The organism is Streptomyces altiplanensis, assembly GCF_053591575.1.
Genome location: NZ_JBSFUB010000164.1, coordinates 1 through 9,820 on the forward strand (window position 1 = coordinate 1; position 9,820 = coordinate 9,820).

7 protein-coding genes are annotated in these 9,820 nt (G+C 70.5%); 1 reads left to right on the forward strand and 6 read right to left on the reverse strand.

Annotation, left to right across the window (positions count from 1 at the left end; all coding sequences use genetic code 11):
* Positions 1 to 112: 112 nt before the first annotated feature.
* The 5 genes from obgE to ACWD0Y_RS35050 form a co-directional block, all read right to left on the reverse strand.
* The gene (obgE, locus tag ACWD0Y_RS35030; protein ID WP_450264306.1) at positions 113 to 1,546 is read right to left on the reverse strand and encodes a GTPase ObgE; all 1,434 of its coding nucleotides are present in this window, start codon (positions 1,544 to 1,546) and stop codon (positions 113 to 115) included.
* 132 nt (positions 1,547 to 1,678) lie between these two features.
* Positions 1,679 to 1,936 (reverse strand): 50S ribosomal protein L27, encoded by a 258-nt coding sequence (rpmA, locus tag ACWD0Y_RS35035; RefSeq protein WP_093800874.1) that lies wholly within the window; start codon positions 1,934 to 1,936, stop codon positions 1,679 to 1,681.
* A gap of 12 nt (positions 1,937 to 1,948) precedes the next feature.
* Entirely contained in the window at positions 1,949 to 2,269 is a 321-nt protein-coding gene (rplU, locus tag ACWD0Y_RS35040) for a 50S ribosomal protein L21 (protein WP_028813461.1), read from the reverse strand.
* A gap of 234 nt (positions 2,270 to 2,503) precedes the next feature.
* Positions 2,504 to 2,848 (reverse strand): hypothetical protein, encoded by a 345-nt coding sequence (locus tag ACWD0Y_RS35045; protein ID WP_450264307.1) that lies wholly within the window; start codon positions 2,846 to 2,848, stop codon positions 2,504 to 2,506.
* A 171-nt stretch (positions 2,849 to 3,019) separates the two neighbouring features.
* Complete coding sequence (locus tag ACWD0Y_RS35050) at positions 3,020 to 3,523, reverse strand: hypothetical protein (RefSeq protein WP_450264308.1); 504 nt, start codon at positions 3,521 to 3,523, stop codon at positions 3,020 to 3,022.
* A 598-nt stretch (positions 3,524 to 4,121) separates the two neighbouring features.
* Between ACWD0Y_RS35050 and ACWD0Y_RS35055 the strand changes: the two genes are divergently transcribed.
* Positions 4,122 to 6,134 carry a glycosyltransferase gene (locus ACWD0Y_RS35055; protein WP_450264309.1) on the forward strand — a complete coding sequence of 671 codons (2,013 nt, stop codon included), beginning with the start codon at positions 4,122 to 4,124 and terminating at the stop codon, positions 6,132 to 6,134.
* A 116-nt stretch (positions 6,135 to 6,250) separates the two neighbouring features.
* Here ACWD0Y_RS35055 and ACWD0Y_RS35060 read toward each other — a convergent pair whose 3' ends face one another.
* A complete protein-coding gene (locus ACWD0Y_RS35060) occupies positions 6,251 to 9,790 on the reverse strand; it encodes an Rne/Rng family ribonuclease (RefSeq protein WP_450264310.1) in 3,540 nt (1,179 codons plus the stop codon).
* Positions 9,791 to 9,820 lie beyond the last annotated feature (30 nt).

The following is a 9,820-nucleotide window of genomic DNA, read 5'->3' on the forward strand; positions in this document are numbered from 1 at the left end:
TTAGTGTAGACACGCGGTGTCATCTACCGGGGGGGCCCCCCGGGGGGGGGGGGGGGCCCCCCGGGGGGGGGGGGGGGGGCGCCCCCCCCCCGCCGGCCCCGCCCGCGCTCCCCTAGAAGGGGTTGAACTCGTCGTACTCGCGCTGCGGGTCGTCGCGCTGGGCCTCGCGGTCCCGGCGGCGCGTCGCCGCCGGACGCGGGGCGTCCAGGCGGTGGTCCTCGCCGCGGCGGCCGAGCATCTCCGCACCCGCCATCACCGTCGGCTCCCAGTCGAAGACGACCGCGTTCTCCTCGGGGCCGATCGCGACGGCGTCGCCCGCACGGGCACCGGCCTTCATCAGCTTCTCCTCGACGCCGAGACGGCTGAGGCGGTCCGCGAGGTAGCCCACGGCCTCGTCGTTGCTGAAGTCGGTCTGGCGCACCCAGCGCTCCGGCTTCTCGCCGCGCACGCGGTAGACGCCGTCCTCCTCGGTGATCGTGAAGCCCTCGTCGTCGACGGCCCTGGGACGGATGACGACCCGGGTCGACTCCTCCTTGGGCTTCGCGGCGCGCGCCTTGGAGACGACCTCGGCCAGCGCGAAGGACAGCTCCTTGAGGCCCAGGTGCGCGACCGCCGACACCTCGAAGACGCGGTAGCCGCGCGCCTCCAGGTCCGGGCGGATCATGTCCGCGAGCTCCTGGCCGTCCGGGATGTCGATCTTGTTGAGGACGACGACGCGCGGCCGGTCGCCGAGGCCGCCGTACTGCGCCAGCTCCTCCTCGATCACGTCGAGGTCGGTGAGCGGGTCACGGTCGGACTCCAGCGTCGCCGTGTCCAGTACGTGCACGAGCACCGAGCAGCGCTCGACGTGGCGCAGGAACTCCAGGCCCAGGCCACGGCCCTGGCTCGCACCGGGGATCAGACCCGGGACGTCGGCGATCGTGTAGACGGTCGAGCCCGCCGTGACGACACCGAGGTTGGGGACGAGCGTGGTGAACGGGTAGTCCGCGATCTTCGGCTTGGCCGCACTCAGCACCGAGATCAGCGAGGACTTGCCGGCACTCGGGTAACCGACCAGCGCCACGTCGGCGACGGTCTTGAGCTCCAGGACGATGTCGCCGCCCTTGCCCGGCTCACCGAGCAGCGCGAAGCCCGGCGCCTTGCGGCGGGCCGAGGCCAGCGCCGCGTTGCCGAGGCCGCCGCGGCCGCCCTCACCGGCGACGTACGTCGTGCCGTGTCCGACCATGTCGGCCAGGACGTTGCCGTCCTTGTCGTAGACCACGGTGCCGTCGGGAACGGGCAGGACCAGGTCCTGGCCGTCCTTGCCGGAACGGTTGTCGCCCGCGCCGGGCTGGCCGTTCGTGGCCTTGCGGTGGGGGTGGTGGTGATAGTCCAGCAGGGTGGTCACGGACTGGTCGACAACAAGGGTGACGTCGCCGCCGCGCCCGCCGTTGCCGCCGTCGGGACCGCCCAGCGGCTTGAACTTCTCACGGTGTACGGAGGCGCAGCCGTGGCCTCCGTTACCCGCGGCGACATGCAGTTCGACGCGGTCCACGAAGGTGGTCATGGGTGGGTCCTCCAGTACATGCGGAAATGTCTACATACGTAACGCGCCAAGGGCGGCCGCGCTTCCCCGTCATCCGGGAAAGAGCGTCCGCCCTCGGAAAATGCTGTGCGTACCGCTCGACGAAAGCCGGAATTACTCGGCGATCGGAACGATGTTCACAACCTTGCGGCCACGGTGCGTGCCGAACTCCACCGCACCGGCGGCGAGCGCGAACAGCGTGTCGTCGCCGCCACGGCCGACGCTCGTGCCCGGGTGGAAGTGGGTGCCGCGCTGGCGGACCAGGATCTCACCGGCGAGAACGGTCTGACCGCCGAAGCGCTTCACGCCGAGCCGCTGGGCATTGGAATCGCGACCGTTCCGAGTGGACGATGCGCCCTTCTTGTGTGCCATGTCTCAGTCCCTTTACTTCGCAGCCGTGGGGATACCGGTGACCTTGATCGCCGTGTACTGCTGGCGGTGACCCTGGCGACGGCGGTAGCCGGTCTTGTTCTTGTACCGAAGGATGTCGATCTTGGCACCCTTGTGGTGGTCCACGACCTCGGCGGTGACCTTGATGCCGGCCAGGACCCACGGGTCGCTGGTGACGGAGTCGCCGTCGACCACGAGCAGGGTCGAGAGCTCGACCGTGTCGCCAACCTTGGCCGTGGGAATCTTGTCAACCTCAACGATGTCGTCGACAGCAACCTTGTGCTGACGACCACCGCTGCGCACGATGGCGTACACGCTGATCTCTCTTTCGCTCGGGACGGGACCCCTGATGCCAGCCGTTCGCACGGGCCGTGGGGCCCGCGACAGATCCGAATGGACGAGCGGCCTCTAACGGCATCCCGAAGGAGTGCCGGAAGGGAGGTGCTCAGGAGATGGCGTGCACAAAAACACGCCGACGGTCAAGAGTACGGGCCCCTGCAGGGAGGGTCAAACCGGGCCCAGCGGTCACAGTCCCAGGGCAGTGGGGCATCAGGCCAGGGCGGAGGAGAAGTCGCCCAGGTCGATCCAGGTGATCCTGTTGGTCGACGTGGCCCCGTACACCTTGACCAGTCCCTGGGGGTTCGCATCCACCCGGCAGGCGTTGATGCCCCGAGAGTTGTCGCGCGGACAGACCGCGCGGGTCAGCTTCGGCAGGACCGACCCCGCGGGAAGTGCGCCCAGTGTGGAGTCGGCGGCGAAGTCACAGGAGAGGCCGCCCCGCATTTGCAGGAAGCGCGTCCCCGCGACATTCACCACGCGTACCACCGGTGTGTCGGCGGCGGGCGTGACATCGGGCTCGAGGACGAGGGGCTGCCGGTCGCAGATAACCCTCATGCCGTCGGTGCTGTCGCCGGCGCGGCGAGCAAGGGAGCACCGGCAACCGTGGCCGGCAGGGCGACAGCCGCAGTGAGCAGTGTGCGGCGGCTGGTGTGGTGGACGGGCACGGCTGATCCTCCGAGATCGTTTTCGGGCAGGCAGGCGGGGGCGGGGGCGGGCGGGGCGCCGTCAGTGCCAGGCCGCCGAGAAGCTGTCGAGGCCGATCCAGGAGATGTTGTTGTCCTCGGTGTGGCCGAACGCCGTGAGTCGGCCTTCGGCGTTCACCTCCACACCGGCGCGGTCAGTTCCCGGGCCGACGGCCTGAGCAGTTGGATCGCCACCACAGCCGTGCCTGCCCGGCCCACCGACTTCAACTGTGACGGCCAGCGGGACATCGCCGTTGCCGACCCCGAGGCCACCGTCGGCGCCGACGCCAAGGCCGGACTGGTCCGGATCGTCCACTGAGCCGGCAAGGGAACTGCGGAGATCCATCAGGACTCCCCCAACCTGCCCGGCGGCGCCGAGCCCAACGACCGCTTCGGGGACGCTCTGGCCGTCTTCGACCACAACCTGGACGGCTGCACCGACCTCGCCGTGGGCCTTCCCGGTGAGGCCCTGGGCGATGCCGCCGACGCCGGCATGGTGGGGGGCCGGCGTGGCCGGGGTTCCTGAAAAGGGCGACCGATTCGGCACAGCGTCACAGCGCCTGGGCGCCAATATCACCGCGGCCGGCCCTCACCTCTGTGCGGGCATGCCCAATGGCCCGTCTTCGTACGGCACCGTCCACGCGCTGCCGTGGGTAGACATCATCGCCGGAGCAAACGAGCCGATGACGACGTACCAGCCGGGCACAGGCGGTCTCCCGGCAGCGGGAGCGACGTTCGGCACTGCAAGCCAGTAGCCGGTCCGCGCGGGTGACGCGGGTGAACCATCCCCGATGCGGCTTGGTCCTTCAGGCGGTGAAGGACCAAGCCGCATCGGCGTCTGCCGGAAGCAAACTCACCAGCCCTGCCATCCCCCGGCGAAGTGACTCAGAACACTTTCGGTTCTCCGACCACAACCAATTACTCACTCGTTGGTCTTTACCGTTGCCACAGATGCGCCTGGAGCGCTCTTAGGCAGCAGGGGAGCCATGGAGGGTGTCGCCGCATGGAATTCGCCTGTTGGAGGCGACACGGCAGGTCGTGGGAGCAGCGGGGCGAAGACCGCGTTCACCAGGTCCTCGACCGCAAGCTCGGCATTGAACGCGGTGCGCACCACACCTCTGAATCTCACGAACGGGAATCGGCCTGTGACCAGACCTGACATATCCGTGATCATCGGCGCCTACAACGCCATGCCCTACCTGACACGGACCCTCACTTCTGTCGTCGAGCAGTCGATCGGACACGGCCGGATGGAAATCATCACGGTCAATGACGGCTCGACCGACGGGACCGGCGAGGAACTGGAACGTTTCGCCGCCGACTATCCGGGGCTGTTCAAGGTCTTCCACCAGGAGAACTCCGGTGGCCCCTCGGGTCCCCGCAACGTGGGCCTGGAGCACGCCGCCGGCCGCTTCGTCTTCTTCCTCGACGCAGACGACTACCTCGGCGAGGAGGCGCTGGAGCGGATGCTCGCGGCGGCCGAGAAGAACAGGACCGATGTCGTCCTCGGCAAGATGGTGGGCGTGAACGGCCGGGGGGCTCCCGCGTCGATGTTCCTACGCAACCAGCCGCGCACCGACGTCTTCTCGTCCCGGGTGTACTGGGCCCTCAATCCGCTCAAGCTGTTCCGCCGCGACCTGCTCGAACGGCACAAGCTGCGGTTCCCGACCGGTTACAAGGTGTGCGAGGACCAGTTCTTCACGGCGCTCGCCTACCTGAACGCCGACGGTATATCCGTGGTCGCGGACTACGAGTGCCTCTACATCGTCAAGCGCGACGACGGCGGGAACATCACACTGACCACCCGGGGCTCGCAACAGCGCATCCAGACCCTGCGGATGATGGTCGACCTGGTCGAGGAGCACGTCCCGGCGGGGCCCGACCGCGACACCCTGATGAACCGTCACCTGTCGATCGACATGTTCCACGCCCTGATCCACCTGGTCGCGGAACCGGACGAGGCGGTGCGGAAAAAGGGCCTCACGGACCTGCAGGAACTCCTCTCCCGCTCGTACCCCGACTCACTCAAGGAGCGTGTCAACGCCATCACCCGGCTGCGCTGCGAGTTGATCCGGCGCGGCCTGCTCGACGAACTGATCGAACTGGAGAGAGTCGACAGGCGGCACAGGACCGCCGGAACCTCTCCTGATGTGCTGATCAAGGACGGTCGCGCGTACGTCGGGCTCCCGTTCTTCCGTGACGCCGACCGCGGCATACCCGACGAGTGCTACGACATCACCCGCGATCTCCAGGCCCGCCACCGTCTCGACACGGTGTCCCTGGACGGTTCCCGGCTCACCCTCGAAGGGCACGGTTATCTGCGCCGGGTCACCGAACCGCGTACCGGTGCGGAGCTGATACTGCGCGAACTCACCACCAAGGCCGAGCACAGATTCCCGGTCGCCACCGTCCCCACCACAGGTCTGGGCGCCGACGAGGACGGCGGTCTCTTCGACTATCCCGACGCCGGATTCGCCGTGACGGTGGACCTCATGCGCGCCGTGGACGGCGGCAGGCTTCCCAAGGGGCTTTGGAACGTCTTCCTCGCCGTCGAAGCCGGCGGTGTCCGGCGGGAGATCCGTATCGGCCACAAGCGTCTGCCCACGGTGGAGGGCAGTCCCCGGACGTATGTGGTGAACGGGGACGGCCACGAGGAACCGATGGCCGTCGCCCTCTACTTCACCCATCCGTACGACAACCTCAACGTGGACGTCGGCGAGAACAAGCATCGAGTGGCGGACAAGCTGAGCGTGACGGGCACCGCCCGGGCGGAGGGGAAGGGCGCGACCCTCACGGTCACCGGTTCCTGGAAGCTGTCCGCGCTGCCGGTCGACACGCTGTGCGTACGGATGACCGGCGAGGACGGGGACAAGCGCGACTTCCCCGTCTCTCCCGTCGGCACGAACGGCTTCGTGGCCCACGTGCCGGTCGACGGCCTCCCCGTCGGCACGTGGGTGGCGACGCTCCGGCTCGCGTCGGGAAAGAACGCGGCATGGACGGCGCCCGTGCCGCCGCAGAGGGATCTGGCACCACTGCACTGGCGCCGTTTCGGTCTGCCCTGGTACGCAAAGCCCGCAAGCAGCGGCAAGTTCCTGAGCCTGCGGGTGGGCCGGGTGGACATCGTCCGGGGCGCGGTCGCACGGCTGAAGCAGCGCTGACCGGCGCCGGGTCCACTGCCCGGGTACAGACCGCGTACCGGTAGGGGAACCGGCGGACGACGGACACGCATGAGGGAGGCCACCCCACTCGGGGTGGCCTCCCTCATTTCCCTCTGTCAGGCCTCGGTGGAGGCGTCAACGCCGGACGGCGGCTGCTCCGCGGCCGCGGTCTTCTTCGAAGCCGACGCCTTCTTGGCCGTCGTCTTCTTGGCCGCGGTCTTCTTGGCGGCCGTCTTCTTCGCGGCGGTCGCCTTCTTCGCGGGGGCCTTCTTGGCCGCGGCCTTGCGCGTCGCCTTCTTGGCCGGAGCCGGAGCCTCGGCCTCCGCGGCGGGCTCGGCGGCGGGCCGGGGCTCGGCGGCGCTCTGGTCCGTCACCGGCGTCTCGACGACCAGCACGGCCGCCTCCTCCGCACCCTTGGGCGATCCCGCGGGCGCGGAGGCCTTGCGGGTCGCACGACGGCGCGCACGCGGCGGAGCCGCCGCTGCCGGCTCCTCGGCCACGGGCTGCTCGGCCGGGACCTCGGCGGCCACCGGCTCCGCGGCCTTCGGCTCCTCGGTCTTCGGCTCCTCGGCCACGGGGGCCGGGGCGACGACCTGGACCTCCTCGGCCGCCGGCGCGCCGGCGCTCTTCGGCGCACCGGCGGGAGCCGTCGCCTTGCGCGTCGCACGACGCCGCGTACGGACCGGGGCGGCCTCCGGCTGCGGCTCGGGCGAGGGCTGCGCCTGCTCCACCTCGGGCTCGGGCTGGGGCTCGGGCTCCGCCACGGCCTCGGGCTCCGGAGCGGGCTCCGGCTCGGGGACGTACACCGGCTCCGCCGCCTTCGGCGCACCGGCCGGAGCCGTCGCCTTGCGGGACGCGCGACGGCGCGAACGGCCACGGCCGGCAGCCGCCTCGGCCTCCGCGGGGCTGCTGTACAGCTCCTCGTCCGGCACGAACTCGGGCTCGGGGAGCGCCGTCGGCGCCGCCACCTCGGCGGCGAGCTCGGCCTCGGTCTCGACCTCGGTCTCCGGCAGCTCCGCGTGCTCGTGATCGAGCTCCGCACCACCGCGGCCGCGCTTCTTGGAACGCTTGCCGCCACCACCGTTGCCCGCGGCGGCCGGCTGCTCCATGTGCACGATCACACCGCGCCCGTTGCAGTGGACGCAGGTCTCGGAGAAGGACTCAAGGAGGCCCTGGCCGACACGCTTCCTGGTCATCTGGACCAGGCCCAGCGAGGTGACCTCGGCGACCTGGTGCTTCGTACGGTCGCGTCCCAGGCACTCCAGCAGGCGCCGCAGCACCAGGTCGCGGTTGGACTCCAGGACCATGTCGATGAAGTCGATGACGACGATGCCGCCCAGGTCGCGCAGGCGCAGCTGACGGACGATCTCCTCGGCCGCCTCCAGGTTGTTCCTGGTGACGGTCTCCTCGAGGTTGCCGCCCTGACCGGTGAACTTGCCGGTGTTGACGTCGACGACGATCATCGCCTCGGTCTTGTCGATGACCAGCGAACCACCGCTCGGCAGGTAGACCTTGCGGTCCAGCGCCTTCATCAGCTGCTCGTCGATCCGGTACGTCGCGAAGACGTCGACCTCCGACGTCCAGCGCGACAGCCGGTCCGTCAGGTCCGGGGCGACGTGCGAGACGTAACCGTGGATGGTCTCCCACGCCTGGTCACCGCTGACGATGACCTTCGAGAAGTCCTCGTTGAAGATGTCGCGCACGACGCGGACGGTCATGTCCGGCTCGCCGTAGAGCAGGGTCGGACCGCTGGTCGCGCCGCTGCTCTTCGACTTCTTGACGATGTCTTCCCACTGCTGCTGCAGGCGCTCGACGTCACGGCGCAGCTCGTCCTCGCTCGCGCCCTCGGCGGCGGTGCGCACGATGACGCCCGCGTCCTCGGGGACGATCTTCTTGAGGATGGTCTTCAGACGCGAGCGCTCGGTGTCGGGCAGCTTGCGGCTGATGCCGGTCATCGAGCCCTCGGGCACGTAGACCAGGTAGCGGCCGGGCAGCGAGACCTGGCTGGTGAGGCGGGCGCCCTTGTGACCGATCGGGTCCTTCGTGACCTGCACGAGGACCGACTGGCCGGACTTGAGGGCGGACTCGATGCGACGGGGGCCGTGGCCCATGCCCAGCGCGTCGAAGTTCACCTCACCCGCGTACAGGACGGCGTTGCGGCCCTTGCCGATGTCGACGAAGGCGGCCTCCATCGACGGCAGTACGTTCTGGACCTTGCCCAGATAGACGTTGCCGACGTACGAGGTCGACTGCTCCTTGTTGACGTAGTGCTCGACGAGGATGTTGTCCTCGAGCACACCGATCTGGGTGCGGTCGCCGTGCTGGCGGACGACCATCACGCGCTCGACGGCCTCGCGGCGCGCCAGGAACTCGGCCTCGGTGATGATCGGGACGCGACGGCGGCCCTGCTCACGGCCCTCGCGGCGGCGCTGCTTCTTCGCCTCCATACGGGTCGAGCCCTTGATGGACTGGACCTCGTCGAAGCCGGTGCCCGGCTCGCGCTCCGCTTCCTTCTTGCGCGGCTCACGGACCTTGACGACCGTACGCTCCGGGTCGTCGACGCCGTTGGCCTCGGACTCCGGGCCCGCGTCACCGCTGCGGCGGCGACGGCGGCGGCGACGGCGGCTGGAGGCGGAACCCGCACCCGACTGGTCGGCTTCGTCCTCGTCGGCCTCGTCGGCGTCCTCGTCGGCCCGGTCGGCCGCGGCCTCGTCGGACGTGTCCGGCTCCTCGGAATCCTCCGCGTCGACGGACTCGCCACGGCGACGGCGACGGCCACCACGGCGACGGCGGCGCGCCCTGCGGTCCTCGGCCTCGTCGGAGTCGTCCTGCGCGGAGTCCTCCTCGTCCCGCTCCTCCTCGACGAGCTCGGCGGGCTCGGCGGGCTCCTCCGGGGCGGGCGCGGTCTCGACGACACGCTCGACGCGCTCCGCGCGCTCGTCCTCGGCGGGCTCACCGCGGCGACGGCGACGGCGGCCCCGCTGCGGGGCGGCCTGCGGCGCGGGAGGCGCCTCGACGACCGTCTCCTGCTCCTCCTCGTCCTCTTCCACGTCCTCGATGAAGTCCGGCTCCGCCATCCGGGCGGCAGCGGCAGCCGCGGCCGTCTCGGGGGTCTGGAACATCGGCTCGGTGAAGACCGGCGCCTGGAACACGGCGACAGCGGGGCGCGACACCCGGCGGCGCGAACGCGGCGGCTCCTCGGCCTCGGCCTCGGGCTTCGGCGCGGCGGCCTCGGCGGCAGCGGCCTCGGACTTCGGCGCGGCGGCAGCCGCCTCGTCGGCGGCCTTGCGGCCACCGCGACGGCGCGGCGTGCGCCCACGCGGTGCCTCTTCGGCCTCGGCCGCCACGGGCTCCGCCGGGGCGGACTCCTCGGCGGGGGCCTCTTCGGTCTTCGGCTCGGTCTTCGGCGCGCCGGCGGGCGCGGTCGCCTTACGGGTCGCCCGACGACGGCCACGCCCACGCGGCGCCTCGTCGGCGGCCTCGTCGGCGGCAGGAACGGCAGCGGCCGGAGCCGCGGGCGCCTCCACAACGGCCTCGGGCACCTCGGCCTCGACCGGAGCCTCCGTCTCGGCCTGCTTCGGCGCGCCGGCGGGCGCGGTCGCCTTACGGGTGGCCCGGCGGCGCGTACGGGAGGCGGGTTCGGGCCCAAGCCGCACACCCCCGTCCAGTGGGCGCCGCAGCTCTCC

Bases quoted from the DNA above. Each gene is read 5' to 3' on its own strand.
- rpmA (WP_093800874.1), bottom strand. From the start codon at position 1,936: ATGGCACACAAGAAGGGCGCATCGTCCACTCGGAACGGTCGCGATTCC.
- obgE (WP_450264306.1), bottom strand. From the start codon at position 1,546: ATGACCACCTTCGTGGACCGCGTCGAACTGCATGTCGCCGCGGGTAAC.
- ACWD0Y_RS35045 (WP_450264307.1), bottom strand. From the start codon at position 2,848: ATGAGGGTTATCTGCGACCGGCAGCCCCTCGTCCTCGAGCCCGATGTC.